The sequence below is a fragment of the Amycolatopsis camponoti genome (assembly GCF_902497555.1).
Lineage (GTDB): Bacteria > Actinomycetota > Actinomycetes > Mycobacteriales > Pseudonocardiaceae > Amycolatopsis > Amycolatopsis camponoti.
Window position 1 is genome coordinate 4,022,029 of record NZ_CABVGP010000001.1, and the last position, 13,754, is coordinate 4,035,782.

Consider the following 13,754-nt stretch of genomic DNA (forward strand, 5'->3'; position numbering starts at 1 on the left):
TTATCGACAACGATTGACATCCGATTTGCCCGGGAGCAAACTCTTCGCCAACCCGGGTGCCGTCGCGCCCCGTCCTACTCGGCCGAAGTCGTCAGGAGTGGACCCACGATGTCTGTCAAACGCCGGATCCCCGTTCTCGCCGCTCTGGCGGCCGTCGTGCCGCTCGCGCTCTCCGCGTGCAGCGGGGGGAGCGACGCACCCGCGCAGCCGAGCGGTCCGGTCACCCTCACCTGGTGGCACAACGGAACCACCGACCCGATCAAGTCGATCTGGGAGAAGGTCGTCGCCGACTACCACCAGGCGCACCCCGACGTCACGATCAAGGCCCAGCCGCTGCAGAACGAGGACTTCCCCACCAAGGTCCCGCTCGCGCTGCAGGGGGCCGAGCCGCCGGACGTCTACCAGTCCTGGGGCGCCGGTGACCTCGCCTCGCAGATCACCTCGGGCAAGGTCGCCGACATCACCGACGCCACGAAGCCGTGGATCACCCAGACCACCGGCAAGTTCGGCGAGAACTGGCAGGTCGACGGCAAGCAGTACGGCGTGCCGTTCGAGCAGCACTTCGTCGGCTTCTGGTACCGCAAGGACCTGTTCCAGCAGGCCGGGATCACCACCCCGCCGAAGACGATGGACGAGCTGAACGCCGCCGTCACGCAGCTGAAGGCCAAGAGCATCGCGCCGATCTCCGTCGGCGGCAAGGACCGCTGGCCGGACGCCTTCTACTACAACTACTTCGCCATCCGCGAATGCTCGGTCGACACGCTCAAGCAGTCGGTGAAGGCGGTCAAGCTCGAAGACCCGTGCTGGACGAAGGCCGGGCAGGACCTGAAGACGTTCCTGGCCACGCAGCCCTTCCAGACCGGGTTCGCCGGCACGCCGGCCCAGCAGGGCGCGGGCAGCTCCGCCGGCCTTGTCGCCAACGGCAAGGCCGCGATGGAGCTGCAGGGCGACTGGGAACCCGGCACCATGTCGTCGTTGACCGACGACAAGCAGCTGGACTCGAAGGTCGGCTGGTTCCCGTTCCCGTCGGTGGCGGGTGGCCAGGGCGACCCGGCGGCCGTGCTCGGCGGCGGTGACGGCTTCGCCTGCACCACCCGCGCGTCGAAGGCGTGCGCGGACTTCCTGCAGTACCTGGGCAGTGAACCGGTTCAGACGCAGCTCGCGGCCCAGGGGGCCGGCCTGCCCGTCAACACCGTCGCGGCCAAGTCGCTGAAGACCGACACGCTGCGGGCCGTCTACGACTACGGCACGAAGGCGCCGTACCTGCAGATGTACTTCGACCGGGCGTTCCCGACCGCGGTCGGCGCCGCGCTGAACGACGCGGTGGCCAACATGTTCGCCGGCCAGGGCACCCCCGAAGGCATCGTGGCCGCCGTCAACCAGGCCGCGGCGGGCAACAAGTGACCACGGCGACGACCCCGGTGCGGACGGCGCGGCCGTCCGCACCGGCGGTCCCCGCCCGGAAGAAACGTCCGAGCCTGCGCAAACGGCTCGAGCTGGCGCTGCTGCTCGGGCCGGCCCTGCTGCTGTTCGCCGGGTTCGTCCTGGTGCCGATCGGGATCGCCGCCTTCTACAGCTTGTTCAAGTGGAACGGCTTCGGCCCGCTCGACAAGTTCATCGGCTTCGACAACTACGCCGACGCCTTCAGCGGGTCGGTGTTCCAAAGCGCCATCGTGCACAACCTGATCATCGCGGGACTGTCGATCGTGGTGCAGCTGCCGCTGTCGATCGGGCTGGCGATGCTGCTCAACCGAAAGCTGCGCGGCCGCGCGGTGCTGCGCGCGCTGGTGTTCGCGCCGTACGTGCTTTCCGAGGCGATCACCGCGGTGATCTGGGTGCTGATGCTGCAGCCCAACGGGTTCGCCGACCAGGTGCTCAAGGGCGCCGGGCTCGGCGGCCTGATCCACAACTGGCTGGCCGACCCGGGCATCGTGCTCTACACGATGTTCGCGGTGATCACCTGGAAGTACATCGGCTTCGGCATCATCCTGCTGCTGGCCGGTCTGCAAGGGGTGCCCGCGGAGCTGCGCGAAGCCGCCGCGCTCGACGGCGCGTCGGCCTGGCAGACCACCCGCCACGTCGTGCTGCCGCTGCTCGGGCCGACCATCCGGATCTGGATCTTCCTCTCGGTGATCGGCTCGCTCCAACTGTTCGACGTCGTCTGGATCATGACGACGGGCGGCCCGGCGAACGCGTCGACGACGATGGCGACCTACCTGGTCGACCACGGCTTCAAGCGCTACGAATTCGGGTTCGGCTCCGCGGTGGCGGTGATCCTGTTCGTCATCTGCTTCGTGTTCGCCCTGCTGTACCAGCGGTTCGCGCTGCGCCGCGACACCCAGGGCGCCCTGACGAGGATGGTGGGCTGATGCGTTCACGCCGGTTCGGCCTGTCGGTGGGCTACCTCGCGGCGATCGTCGTGCTCGGGGTGACCGTCGTACCGCTGCTGTTCGTCGTGCTCGGCGGGTTCCGCACCAACGCCCAGCTCAACAACGACCCGGCCGGGCTGCCCGGACCGTGGATCACGGACAACTACGCGTCGGTCCTCGGTACGAGCGCGTTCTGGGGGTTCCTCGGCAACAGCGCGCTGATCGCCGTGATCGCGACCGCGGTCGCCGTCGGGCTGGGCTCGATGGCCGGGTACGCGCTGTCGCGGTACCAGTTCAAGGGCCGGGAAGGCCTGTACACCCTGTTCACGCTCGGCCTGCTGTTCCCGCTGACCGTGGCGACGCTGCCGCTGTACCTGTGGCTGCGCCAGCTGGGCATGCTCGAGAGCTTCTGGGGCGTGGCGATCCCGGAGGCGGCGTTCTCACTGCCGGTGACGATCGTGATCCTGCGGCCGTTCATGCACGCCATCCCCGGCGAGATCGAGGACGCGGCGGTGCTCGACGGCGCGAGCCGGCTGGGGTTCTTCTGGCGCATCCTGCTGCCGCTCTCGACACCGGCGCTCACCACGGTCGCCGTTCTCGCCTTCGTGACGAGCTGGAACGCCTACCTGCTGCCGCTGCTCGTGTTCAACGACTCCGCGCACTTCACCCTCCCGCTCGGCGTCGCCACGTTCCAGTCCCAGTACTCCCAGGACACCGCCCGCGTGCTCGCGTTCACCGCGCTGTCGATGATCCCGGCACTCGCGTTCTTCGTGCTCGCCGAACGGCGCATCGTCGGCGGGCTGACCGGATCCGTGAAGGGCTGACTCAGGAGGTCTGCCGTGCCGTCCGAGGTACACCGTCGTGCCTTCTTGCAGTTGCTCGCCGCAGCCGGGGCGGGGTCCGTCGCCCTGCCGGGCCTCGCCGAAGCCGAGACCGGTTTCCCGTTGGTGTCAAAGGGAAAGGCCGCGACGATCGTGGTGGATCCCGGCGATCTGCCGGGGGTCCGCCGGGTCGCCGGCGACCTGGCCGCCGACGTCGAACGCGTCACCGGCGTCCGGCCGGTCGTGACCGGCGTGGCTCCCGCCGACGGGCCGGTCGTCGTGGTCGGGACCCTCGGCCACAGCCCGCCGGTCGACTCGCTGGTCACCGCGGGCCGCCTGGACGTCCGTGACATCACCGGGAAGTGGGAGACGTCGCTCAGCCAGGTCGTCGACGGACGGCTGGTCCTCACCGGGAGCGACCAGCGCGGCGTGATCTACGGCGTCTACGAGGTCTCGCGGCGGATCGGCGTCTCGCCGTGGTACTGGTGGGCCGACGTCCCGCCCGCCCGGAGCGCGGAACTGCACCTCCCGCGGGAACGGTTCAGCCTCGGGACCCCGCACGTGAAGTACCGCGGGTTCTTCATCAACGACGAGAACCCGGCCCTCGGCACCTGGGCGCCCGCGTACTTCGGGCCCGGTCTCGCGCCCGGCTTCCCGAACGGCTTCAACCACCTGTTCTTCGCCAAGGTCTTCGAGACGATGCTGCGGCTGCGGGCCAACTACCTGTGGCCGGCGGTGTGGGGGCGCGCGTTCGCCGAGGACGACCCGCTCAACCACGCCACGGCCCGGGAGTACGGCATCGTGATGGGCACCTCGCACGAGGCGCCGATGATGCGCGGGATCGAGGAGTGGAACCGGCACGCCGTCCCCGCGGTCCGCGACTCCGCCGGGACCATCACGACGCCCGGCCACGACCCGTACGGCGGCACGGGCGAGTGGAGCTTCCGCCGCAACGGCGAGGCGATCAAGGCGTACTGGACCGACGGCATCCGCCGGATGGCCCGCGAAGGCTTCGAGGGCGTCGTCACGCTCGGCATGCGCGGCAACGGCGACGTCAGCCTGCCCGACGGCGACGGCATCGAGCTGATGCGGGAGATCATCGCGGCGGAACGCGACATCCTCGCGCGCGAGCTGAGCACGGACGTCCCGCAGGTGTGGACGCTGTACAAGGAGGTCCTGCGCTACTGGGCGCAGGGCCTGCGCCCACCCGACGACGTCATCGTGGTGTTCACCGACGACAACTGGGGCAACATCCGCAAGCACCCGGACCTCTCGCTGCCGCCGCACCCCGGCGGGTACGGGCTGTACTACCACTTCGACTACGTCGGCGGCGGCCGCAACTACAAGTGGGTCGACACGGCCCTGCTCGCGAACACCTGGGAGCAGCTGCACCAGGCGATCTCCTACGGGAACGACCGGCTGTGGGTGGCCAACGTCGGGGACATGAAGGGCAATGAGCTGCCGCTGCAGTTCTTCCTCGACTACGCGTGGGACCCTTCGGCGCTCCCGGTCGAGCGGCTGTCCACCTGGGAACGCCAGTTCGCCGCGACGAACTTCGGTCCGGCTCTGGCGTCGGACGTCGCCGGGGTGCTGCACGACTACGGGCGGCTGCAGTCCCGCCGGAAGCCGGAGCTGCTCAACCGGCGGATCACCCTTCAGCCCGACGGTGGAATCGTCTACGACGACCAGGCGACGCCGTTCAGCCTGGTCGACTACCGGGAACTGGACCGGGTGACCGACGAATGGCAGGAGCTGGCAGCACGGGCGACGCGGATCTCGGCGCGGGTGCCCGCCGATCATCGTGACGCGTTCTACGAACTGGTGCTGTACGAGGTGACGGCGTCGGCGAACCTCTACGCCCTGCGGCGCGCCGAGTTCACGAACCTGCTGTACGCGGCACAGGGACGGGCGTCGGCGAACGGGCTCGCCGCCGTCACCGAGGCGCGGTTCGCCGACGACCTCGCGCTGGCCGAGAAGTACAACACCGGCATCGCGGGCGGCAAGTGGAAGGGGTTCCAGACCCAGCCGCACATCGACTACGGCGACGTCGCCCGTTACGGCCCGAACGCGCCCTGGCAGCAGCCGGAGATGGACAACGTCGCGCTGCCGGACGTCATCTTTCCCGCGGTGCGGCGGCTTTCGCTGCCGGTCGAGGCTTCCTTGGGTGTCGCGGTGGACGGGTCCGCGCAGGCGTGGCCGGGCGCGGCGGGACGTCCGGTGCTGCCGGAGTTCAGCCCGTTCCAGACCGCGCCGGCCCAGTACATCGACGTGGTCAACCGGGGCCGGACGCCGTTCCGCTGCCAGGTTTCCGTCGGCGCGCCATGGGTGCTGGTCGAGCCGCGCGGCGGCCGGGTGGGGGAGGAGCTGCGGATGACCGTGCGGATCGACTGGAGCCGGGCGCCGAAGGGCGTGACGACCGTGCCGATCACGGTGTCGGGGGCGGGGGAGTCGGTGGCGGTGGACGCGGTGGTGGCGCACCGCTCGGCGCCGCCGTCGTGGCGGCGCGGGTTCGTCGAGGCCGGCGGATACGTGTCGATGGAGGCCGCGCACTATTCGGCGAACGTCGGATCCCCGGGCGCATCCTGGCGGGCGGTCCCGGACCTGGGCATGACCCCGTTCCCGGTGACGGCGGGGAGCCGGGCGGCGGGTGCGGGGCCGCGGCTGGAGTACCGGATGACGCTGTTCACGGCCGGCCCGGTGACGGTGTGGGCGTACCTTTCGCCGCGTTCGAACGTGCTGCCGGGGGACGGGCTGCGGTACGCGATGTCGTTCGACGACGCCGCACCGCAGGTCGTGAACATCACGAAGGCCACGGGCGCCGACGACATGACGATGAACCGCCAGTGGGAGCGGACGACGTCGGACAACGTGAACCTGACTTCGACCCGGCACGTGGTCGAGGAGGCGGGCCCCCACGTGCTCAAGGTGTGGATGGTCGACCCGGTGGTGGTGCTCCGGAAGCTGGTGGTCGACACGGGCGGCCTGCGGCCGAGCTACCTGGGGCCGCCGGAGAGCCTGCGGTGGCCGGGATGAGCGGGCCGCTCTTCGCTACCTCCGTCCACCGGCCAGCGCGCCGTTCCCCCGGTGCGCCGGGGCGGCCGTGCTGTGGCGGACCACCAGGCTCGTCGCCAGCTCCAGCCGGTGGCTCTCCGGGTGCGTCCCCCGGGCCAGCGAAATCGCCAACCGCGCCCCCGCGGCCGCCATCTCCTGCAGGGGCTGCCGGATCGTGGTCAGCTCCGGGGTCAGCCAGCGGGCCACCGGCAGGTCGTCGAAGCCGATCACGCTCAGGTCGTCCGGGATGCGCAGCCCCGCGTCGCGCGCGGCCTCGTACACCCCCAGGGCCTGCAAGTCGCTGCCCGCGAACACCGCCGTCGGGCGGTCCGGGAGGGTCAGCAATGACGCCAGCTCGCGATAACCCGACCGGACGTGGAAGTCGCCGCGGCGGACCAGCGCCGGGTCGAAGGCCAGGCCGGCCGTCTCCAGCGCCGTGCGGTAGCCGTCGATCCGGGCGCGGCTGCACAGCACCCCGTCCGGCCCGCCGATCATCGCGATCCGGCGGTGCCCCAGCTCCACCAGGTGCCGGGTGGCGGTCAGCCCGCCCTGCCAGTTCGTGGCCCCGATCGAGGGCGTCTCCGGACCCGGTGCGCCGGCCGGGTCGACCACGACGAGCGGGATGTCGCGGGCCCGCAGCTTCGCCAGCTGCCCGCCGGTGAAGTCCGAACACACCGAAACGATGCCGACCGGCCGCCGCGCCAGCACGCTTTCCAGCCAGCTCTGCCCGGGCGTGTGCCGGCCGGACGATTCCGCGAGCACGACCGCCATTCCGTTTTCGCGGGCGACGCACTCGACCCCGCGGATGATTTCGAGCGCCCACGTGCTTTCGAGTTCGTGGAACATCAGTTCCAGCAGTCGCGAACGGCGGGACCGTTCGTCGGCGCGACGGCGGTAACCGTATTTCCCGATGACCGCTTCCACTCGGGCGCGGGTGCTTTCCGCGACGTCGGGGCGGCCGTTGAGCACTTTCGAAACAGTCGGAACGGAAACCCCGGTCTCGGCGGCGATCCGGGCGATGGTGATCCGGGACGTGAGGGGCTCGGGATCATCGGACGTCGTTGTCATGAAGGAGATTCTAGGTCATCGAAACCCGGTTTGACACACCTCGAAACTTTCGGAAAACGGAGGAAAGAGATGCTGCGAAGTATTCCTATTAAACGCGCCCTGCTGGCGGCCGCGGTCGTCACGGGCATTGCCGTGTGGCAGGCGCCGGCGGCTTCCGCGGCCGTTCCGCTGAAAGACATCACCCATCGCTACGTCGGCAGTGCGGTGGCGGCGTCCTACTTGGCGGACGAAGCCGATTACCGGGCCGTTCTCACCCGGGAATTCGACAACGTGACGCCCGAGAACGAGATGAAATGGGGCACGGTCGAAGCCGTTCGCGGCCAGTACGACTGGTCGGGCGCCGACGCGATCGTCCGGTACGCGCAAACGCACCACAAGACCGTCCGCGGTCACACGCTGGTCTGGCACTCCCAGCTGCCGGACTGGGTGGCCGCGCTGCCGGCCGCCGAGCTGCGGCGCGTCCTGCGCGACCACATCACCACGGAAGTCAAGCGGTACAAGGGAAAGATCCGCGCCTGGGACGTCGTCAACGAGCTGTTCAACGAGGACGGTACGCGCCGCGACACCGTCTTCCGGCAGAAGCTCGGCGACGGCTTCGTCGCCGACGTCTTCCGCTGGGCGCACGCGGCCGACCCGTCCGCGACGCTGTACATCAACGACTACAACATCGAAGGCCGCAACCCGAAGAGCGACGCGGTGTACGACCTGGTGAAGACCCTCAAGCGGCAGGGCGTCCCGATCGGCGGCGTCGGGGTCCAGGCGCACCTGTCGATCCAGTACGGCTTCCCGGGGGAGTACCGCGAGAACCTGGCCCGGCTGACGAAGCTCGGCGTGGACGTCGCGATCACCGAAGCCGACGTCCGGATCCCGACCCCGCCCGACGCGGCGAAGCTCGACACGCAGGCGAGCTACTTCGACCGGTTGTGGGACGGCTGCCAGGCGGTCCGGCGCTGCGTCGAGTTCACGACGTGGGGCTTCACGGACCGGCACTCGTGGGTCCCGGCCGTCTTCCCGGGCGAGGGCGCGGCCTGCCTGTTCGACGAGAACCTCCGGCCGAAGCCGGCGTACCTGCGCATCAACCCCTGATCGGGACCGGGCGCAGGCCGCGGGCGGCGAGGGCCGCGAGGATCCGGGGTACCGCTTCGACCGTCGCCGGGCGGCCTTCGTGCATCAGGACGACGCCGCCCGGCTCGGCTCGCGACGCCGCGGCCTCGACCTCGTCCGCCGGGGCGCCCGCCCAGTCTCGGGTGTCGACCGTCCACAGCACCTCGGTGAGCTCGTGCTCGGCGGCGGTCGTCCGGACGGCATCGTCCGTGTCGCCGTAGGGCGGCCGGAACAGCGCCGGGCGCAGTCCGGTCAGCGTGACCAGGAGGTCCTGCGTCCGCCGGATCTCCTGGTCACGGGCGTCGGCGGACAGCCCGGTGAGGTGTGGGTGCGTCCAGGTGTGGTTGCCGATCGTGTGCCCCGCCGCGGCGATCGCCCGGACCAGGTCCGGGTGCGCCGCGGCGTGCTCGCCCCACAGGAAGAACGTGGCCCGCACCCCGCCGAGCGCGGCCAGCAGCGCCGGCGTCGTCGAGGGGTACGGGCCGTCGTCGAAGGTCAGCGCCACGGTGTCCATCCGGCGACGGTCACCCGGTACGGCCGCGGGGGGCAAGGACTTTCGGCGTGCTTTCGTCAGCGGGCCAGCGCGGCCAGCCGCTTGGCGGTCGGCCACCGGACGTTCCACGCCCAGCCGAGCTTCTCGAACGCCCAGATCACCCGGGCCGAGATGTCGATCTGCCCGCGCTGGGCGCCGTGGCGGGCCGACGTCGGGTCCGCGTGGTGGGTGTTGTGCCAGGACTCGCCCATCGACAGGATCGCCAGCGGCCAGAAGTTCGCCGAGCGGTCGCGGCTGGCGAACGGGCGCTCGCCGATCATGTGGCAGATCGAGTTCACCGACCACGTGACGTGGTGCTGGAACGAGATGCGGGCCAGGCCGGCCCAGAGGAACGCGGTGAGCGCACCCCACCACGACAGGGTGATCAGCCCGCCGAGCAGGGGCGGCAGCAGCAGGCTCAGCACGACCCACAGCGGGAAGAGGCGGTCGACGACGCGCATGTCGCGGTCGCGCTCCAGGTCGGGGGCGAAGCGGTCGACGTTGGTCTTGTCACGTCCGAAGAGCCAGCCCATGTGGGCGTGCCAGAAGCCGCGGGCGAGCGCGACCGGCGACGTACCGAACAGCCACGGCGAGTGCGGGTCGCCCTCGCGGTCGGAGAACGCGTGGTGACGGCGGTGGTCGGCGACCCAGCCGATCACCGGGCCCTGCGCCGCGAGGCCGCCGGCGATGGCCAGGGCGATCCGCAGCGCCCGCTTCGCGCGGAACGCGCCGTGGGTGAAGTAGCGGTGGTAGCCGACGGTGATGCCGAGCGTCGACACCACGAAGAACGCGCCGCCGATGGTGAGGTCGAGCCAGCTGACGCCCCAGCCCCAGAACACCGGGACGGCCGCGGCGAGCGCGAGGAAGGGGACCAGCAGGAACGTGCGGATGGTGATCAGCTCGGCCACGGTTTGGCGGCCGGAGAGCACGGGTTTGGGGACGGAAGGTCGAGCCTTCACGGAGGCTGTCATGCACAACTCGTTTCGAAGTCATCGCGTGCGGAGCGGGGCTCACGCACGGGAGGCCGGGGAGCGGGAAACACCCGGCGGTCTGCGGTCTGCGGTGGGGGCCGGCACGTCGCCGCTCCTGTCGGCGATCGGCCTCGGGTGGCCTGGGTCGGGAGTGGGACCGGCGGGACACCGGCACTCGAAAAAGCTCTCGACCCCGCCTACGTTACCGGACCGTTGTGAATCCGCAGTGTGGCCGCGCACGAGAAAGGCCCCCGCCCCGGTGGGGGCGAGGGCCTTCAGGATGCCTCGTGGCTCAGATGACGCTGACGCGCTGGGCCTGCGGGCCCTTCTGGCCCTGGCCGATTTCGAACTCCACGCGCTGACCCTCGTCGAGCGACTTGAAGCCGCTGCCCTGGATCTCGGAGTAGTGGACGAACACGTCCGGACCCCCGCCGTCCTGCGCGATGAAGCCGAAGCCCTTTTCGCCGTTGAACCACTTGACACTGCCCTGAGCCATACCCATACCTACTCTTTTTTAGTGAGCCTGGACGTCCCGTTCGGACGCCCGGTCTCGGGACCATCCTCCCATTGCCGGTCCCGACTGGCCAGCCCCGGTGGTCAAATTCCCCAATCGGGGCGCAGCGGCATCCCCATCCCGCCCTCGCGGTCGGTCCGCACCCCGAGGATCTGGTGCAGTTCGATCTCGCGGCGTTCGAACGCCAGCCGGCAGGCCGCGAGGTAGAGCGCCCACACCCGGCTGCGCCCGGCACCGGCCTCGGAGACCGCCTCGTCCCAGTGCTCGTCGAGGTTCGCGCACCACCCGGCCAGCGTCAGCGCGTAGTGCTCGCGGAGGTTCTCCGAGTGACGAACCTCCAGGCCGGCGTCGTGCATGGCCGTGACGAGCTCACCGGGCGCCTCGAGCTCGCCGTCCGGGAAGACGTAGCGGTCGATGAACCCGCGCGACCGGTGGGCGACGCTGGTGTCGGGGTTGGTGATGCAGTGGTTGAGCAGACGCCCGTGCGGCTTGAGCTTCTCCGCGAGGAACCGGAAGTAGCCGGGCACGTTGCGGGCGCCGATGTGCTCGGTCAGGCCGATCGACGAAATCGCGTCGAACCCGGTTTCGGTGACGTCCCGGTAGTCGAGATGGCGGATCTCGGCGCGGTCGGCCAAGCCGAGGGAGACGATGTTCTTCTGCGCCCACTGGGCCTGCTCGCGCGAGAGCGTGACGCCCAGCGCCTCGACGCCGTAGTGCCGGACGGCGTGCGCGACCATCCCGCCCCAGCCGCAGCCGACGTCGAGCAGCTTCATCCCCGGCTGGAGGCCGAGCTTGCGGCAGACCAGGTCGAACTTGTGCTCCTGCGCCTCCTCCAGCGAGGCGCCGGCCTGGGGGAACACCGCGCACGTGTAGGCCATCGACGGGCCGAGGACCAGCTCGTAGAACCGGTTGGACACGTCGTAGTGGCTGGCGATGGCCTCGCTGTCGCGGCCCTTCGAGTGCCGCAGCGCGGTCATCCCGCGCCGGATCCGGCTGGGGTGCTCCTCGGCGGGCGGCTTGACGACCCGCAGGTGGCGGGCACCGAGCTTGCGCAGCAGCCACAGCCGGTCGGCCGGGGTGAGCTGGTCGACCTGGGCCGACAGCGCGTGCAGCGCGGTGTAGAGGTCGCCGGTGACGTCGAGCGCGCCGGCGACGTACGCGCGGGCGAGACCGAGGTCGCCGGGGGACGACATCAGGTAGTCCAGGGCCAGCGGGGAGCGCACCTGGATCGAGACCGGCGCGTCGGCCGGGCCGCTGCTGCTGCCGTCGTAGGCGGTGATCGACACGGTCGCGCGGGGGCCGAGCAGGCGCTCGAAGACCTCGCCGACCGGGGTGCTTGCCTGGGTCACGTTCGTTCCTTTCACCGGCGGCGGACACATTTCTCGTAGAGGCCGAGCAGGCGCTCGCCCGGGTCGTAGGTCCGCTTGAGCTCCCGGTAGGCGTCGCCGTTGTAGAGCCGCCAGAACTCGTCTTCGGAGTAGAAGCTGTCCGAATAGAGCGACTTGTGCCCGCCCAGCCGGGTGACCTCGGCTTCGATCATCCGGTTGTGCACGCCGTCACGCTCGCCCGGGTCGAGCGGCACGGCCGACCAGAACCCGAAGTTGACGTAGAGCGCTTCGGGGTCCAGCTCGTAGAGCGGCCACCGCACGCCACCGGGACGCTGCCGCAGCGGGCAAACCCAGACCGGGCTGATCGGGATCTCGCGTTCGAAGAACTCGAGGAACTCCGCGGCGCGGCTGACCGGTACCTCGATGTCCTGCACGATCGTCTCTTCCGGCGGCATGCGCCGGAGCTTGAGCAGCCGCTGCGCGATCTTGAACCGGCGGTCGAGCGCCACGGCCTTCCAGTAGACGGAGGACCGCAGGAACCGGCGGCCGAGCAGCAGCCGCGGGAGCCGGTGCTGGACGCCGAACGCGCGGGAGCACCAGAACCAGTCGGTGTCCCAGCGCCAGAGGTAGTCGCGGACGGTGAGGTGGTCGGTCTCCCGGGCCTGGATCGAGCGGTAGTAGATGTCGAGCCAGGTGTAGTCGCTGGTCGCGGGCGCCGTCTCGGTGAACGTGGCCAGGGTCAGGTACAGCTCGCCGGGACCGAACACCGTGCCGTCGACGAAGTCGTGCTCGCCGCTGTCGCAGGCCTCGGTGAGGGCGCGGAAGTAGGTGTCCCGGTCGTGGTAGCGGACGTGGCGCAGCTCGACGAACGGCTTGACCGGCTCGAGGACGATCTTCAGCCGCAGCGCGTAGCCGAGGGTGCCGTAGGAGTTGGGGAAGCCGCGGAAGAGGGCCGCGTGCTCGTTGTCCGGGGTGGCGACGACGATCCGGCCGTCCCCGGTGAGGATCTCCAGCTCGAGCACGGATTCGTGCGGCATGCCGTTGCGGAAGGACGAGGACTCGATGCCGAGGCCGGTGACCGCCCCGCCGAGCGTGATGGTCTTGAGCTGCGGGACGACCAGGGGCATCAGGCCGTGCGGCAGCGTGGCGTCGACGAGCTGCTCGTAGGTGACCATCCCCTCGACGTCGGCGGTGCGCGTTCCGGGGTCGACGCGCAGTACGTGGGTGAAGCCCGAAACGTCCAGTCCCGGGTGTTTCGCGGCGGCCCGGGAACGGAAGAGGTTGGATGTCCGCTTCGCGAGCCGGACGGTGGCTTCACCGCTGATCGCGGTGAGCTGCCGCCGCAGATCGTCGACGCGGGCTTCGTGCTCGGGGAACGCCGGGCCCGGACGGGCTTCCGGCACCCCGGCCTGATCGATGGTCACGTCTCGATCCTGCCTCACGGCAGGGGCGGGCGCACTGTGCCGTGGGGCATGAACATCGGATCTTCGCGATTGATCGGGGCGCGGGCGGGTATTCGAGGCTCGGACCGCGGGGATCCCGCGGCGACCTGGGGAAAGCGAGGCGGCGTTGAGCATTCTGATCGATTTCGAGCGCGACACGGAGTTCTCGTTCGAGCGGGGGCTGCGCGGGTACATCGCCGCGGTGGCCCGCGCGGTGGGGGTCGGGCTGGAGTCCTGCACCCTGGACGCGGGAACGCCCGCGGCGGCGTACATCGCGCTCGACTGGCGCCTGAACCGGTTCCCCGGGCACGACCTGGCGCTGGTCTGGGACGAGGTCCACGGCTGGGCGGCGGCGATCGAGGACCGCGACGGGCCGACGGTCCTGACCCACCTCGGCGGTGCCGTGCTCCCCGAACCCCGCGCGGTGGGCCGGTTCCTCTCGGCGGTCCGCGCCGGCGACCCGGACGCCGGGACGCCCGACGCGCCGGCGCTGCGCGAGCCGGGTGATCACGAGACGCTGCTGCGCGCGCTGGTCCGGTGACGGCAGACTGGCC

The 13,754-nt window shown here is 70.5% G+C and carries 12 protein-coding genes; 6 read left to right on the forward strand and 6 right to left on the reverse strand.

The features are described from left to right. Positions 1-108: 108 nt before the first annotated feature. The 4 genes from AA23TX_RS18975 to AA23TX_RS18990 are packed head-to-tail and all read left to right on the forward strand — an operon-like array spanning position 109 to position 6,223. Complete coding sequence (locus tag AA23TX_RS18975; protein ID WP_155543828.1) at positions 109-1,404, forward strand: extracellular solute-binding protein; 1,296 nt, start codon at positions 109-111, stop codon at positions 1,402-1,404. Further along, a complete protein-coding gene (locus AA23TX_RS18980; protein ID WP_155543829.1) occupies positions 1,401-2,369 on the forward strand; it encodes a carbohydrate ABC transporter permease in 969 nt (322 codons plus the stop codon). Before AA23TX_RS18975 ends, AA23TX_RS18980 begins: the two co-directional genes overlap by 4 nt. Then, positions 2,369-3,193 (forward strand): carbohydrate ABC transporter permease, encoded by an 825-nt coding sequence (locus tag AA23TX_RS18985; RefSeq protein WP_155543830.1) that lies wholly within the window; start codon positions 2,369-2,371, stop codon positions 3,191-3,193. The genes AA23TX_RS18980 and AA23TX_RS18985 overlap by 1 nt, the downstream gene beginning before the upstream one ends. Before the next feature lie 15 nt (positions 3,194-3,208). After that, positions 3,209-6,223, forward strand: a complete 3,015-nt coding sequence (locus tag AA23TX_RS18990; RefSeq protein WP_155543831.1) for a glycosyl hydrolase 115 family protein — start codon at positions 3,209-3,211, stop codon at positions 6,221-6,223. Between the two features lie 15 nt (positions 6,224-6,238). On the opposite strand, the gene AA23TX_RS18995 is transcribed toward AA23TX_RS18990, so the two are convergent. Next, entirely contained in the window at positions 6,239-7,309 is a 1,071-nt protein-coding gene (locus AA23TX_RS18995; protein WP_155543832.1) for a LacI family DNA-binding transcriptional regulator, read from the reverse strand. 69 nt (positions 7,310-7,378) lie between these two features. Here AA23TX_RS18995 and AA23TX_RS19000 point away from each other — a divergent pair, with 69 nt between their 5' ends. After that, positions 7,379-8,395, forward strand: a complete 1,017-nt coding sequence (locus AA23TX_RS19000; RefSeq protein ID WP_230862568.1) for an endo-1,4-beta-xylanase — start codon at positions 7,379-7,381, stop codon at positions 8,393-8,395. Here the strand turns inward: AA23TX_RS19000 and AA23TX_RS19005 are convergent. The 5 genes from AA23TX_RS19005 to AA23TX_RS19025 all read right to left on the reverse strand — a co-directional run bounded on the left by AA23TX_RS19005 (position 8,385) and on the right by AA23TX_RS19025 (position 13,182). After that, positions 8,385-8,927: a polysaccharide deacetylase family protein gene (locus tag AA23TX_RS19005; RefSeq protein WP_155543833.1), complete on the reverse strand. Its 543-nt coding sequence runs from the start codon at positions 8,925-8,927 to the stop codon at positions 8,385-8,387. The two genes, AA23TX_RS19000 and AA23TX_RS19005, sit on opposite strands and share 11 nt — an antisense overlap. A 56-nt stretch (positions 8,928-8,983) precedes the next feature. Further along, on the reverse strand, positions 8,984-9,916 hold the full coding sequence (locus tag AA23TX_RS19010) for an acyl-CoA desaturase (protein WP_155543834.1): 933 nt from the start codon (positions 9,914-9,916) through the stop codon (positions 8,984-8,986). A 292-nt stretch (positions 9,917-10,208) separates the two neighbouring features. Then, the gene (locus AA23TX_RS19015; protein WP_004558414.1) at positions 10,209-10,412 is read right to left on the reverse strand and encodes a cold-shock protein; all 204 of its coding nucleotides are present in this window, start codon (positions 10,410-10,412) and stop codon (positions 10,209-10,211) included. Between the two features lie 101 nt (positions 10,413-10,513). After that, positions 10,514-11,809 (reverse strand): SAM-dependent methyltransferase, encoded by a 1,296-nt coding sequence (locus AA23TX_RS19020; protein ID WP_196425374.1) that lies wholly within the window; start codon positions 11,807-11,809, stop codon positions 10,514-10,516. Further along, positions 11,791-13,182 carry an FAD-binding oxidoreductase gene (locus tag AA23TX_RS19025; protein ID WP_155543836.1) on the reverse strand — a complete coding sequence of 464 codons (1,392 nt, stop codon included), beginning with the start codon at positions 13,180-13,182 and terminating at the stop codon, positions 11,791-11,793. The genes AA23TX_RS19020 and AA23TX_RS19025 overlap by 19 nt, the downstream gene beginning before the upstream one ends. A gap of 145 nt (positions 13,183-13,327) precedes the next feature. On the opposite strand from AA23TX_RS19025, the gene AA23TX_RS19030 reads away from it, so the two are divergent. Beyond that, positions 13,328-13,741: a DUF6292 family protein gene (locus AA23TX_RS19030; protein ID WP_155543837.1), complete on the forward strand. Its 414-nt coding sequence runs from the start codon at positions 13,328-13,330 to the stop codon at positions 13,739-13,741. Positions 13,742-13,754 lie beyond the last annotated feature (13 nt).

What these genes read in the sequence shown, in the direction of transcription:
- AA23TX_RS18975 (WP_155543828.1), top strand. Translation starts at nt 109, where the DNA reads ATGTCTGTCAAACGCCGGATCCCCGTTCTCGCCGCTCTGGCGGCCGTC.
- AA23TX_RS18985 (WP_155543830.1), top strand. Translation starts at nt 2,369, where the DNA reads ATGCGTTCACGCCGGTTCGGCCTGTCGGTGGGCTACCTCGCGGCGATC.
- AA23TX_RS18995 (WP_155543832.1), bottom strand. Translation starts at nt 7,309, where the DNA reads ATGACAACGACGTCCGATGATCCCGAGCCCCTCACGTCCCGGATCACC.
- AA23TX_RS19000 (WP_230862568.1), top strand. Translation starts at nt 7,379, where the DNA reads ATGCTGCGAAGTATTCCTATTAAACGCGCCCTGCTGGCGGCCGCGGTC.
- AA23TX_RS19005 (WP_155543833.1), bottom strand. Translation starts at nt 8,927, where the DNA reads ATGGACACCGTGGCGCTGACCTTCGACGACGGCCCGTACCCCTCGACG.
- AA23TX_RS19010 (WP_155543834.1), bottom strand. Translation starts at nt 9,916, where the DNA reads ATGACAGCCTCCGTGAAGGCTCGACCTTCCGTCCCCAAACCCGTGCTC.
- AA23TX_RS19015 (WP_004558414.1), bottom strand. Translation starts at nt 10,412, where the DNA reads ATGGCTCAGGGCAGTGTCAAGTGGTTCAACGGCGAAAAGGGCTTCGGC.
- AA23TX_RS19020 (WP_196425374.1), bottom strand. Translation starts at nt 11,809, where the DNA reads ATGTGTCCGCCGCCGGTGAAAGGAACGAACGTGACCCAGGCAAGCACC.